Origin of the sequence: Pseudomonas sp. SIMBA_068, from assembly GCF_046534705.1 — a bacterium.
In the GTDB taxonomy this organism is placed as follows: domain Bacteria; phylum Pseudomonadota; class Gammaproteobacteria; order Pseudomonadales; family Pseudomonadaceae; genus Aquipseudomonas; species Aquipseudomonas putida.
Window position 1 is genome coordinate 1 of record NZ_JAWRYI010000289.1, and the last position, 296, is coordinate 296.

Annotated in this window: 1 pseudogene; it reads left to right on the plus strand. The window is 73.6% G+C overall.

Annotation, left to right across the window (positions count from 1 at the left end):
* Positions 1 to 296, plus strand: a pseudogene (locus tag SB756_RS29210) (DNA polymerase III subunit gamma/tau); the annotation flags it as partial.

Genomic DNA, 296 nt, shown 5'->3' on the forward strand with positions numbered 1-296 from the left:
GAGCCCGTGGTGCCGGTCGTCGCGCAAGCTGTGCCGGCCCCGGTCGCGCCGGCCGTCGAGCAGGTGCCTGCGGTTGCTCAGCCCGCGCCTGTCGTTGAGGCGCCCGTAGAGACCGCAGCACCGGCGCCGCAGCCCGCCGCCGAGGTCATCGACCTGCCTTGGGAAGAGCCTGTAGCGCCTATAGCGCCTGTGCAGCCGGTTGCTGCCGCCCCCGAGCCCGTTGTTGCGCCGCAGCCTGCCGTGGCCGAGCCACAGCGTGATCAGCCGGCCTACGACGAGCCGCCGTTCGACCCGTC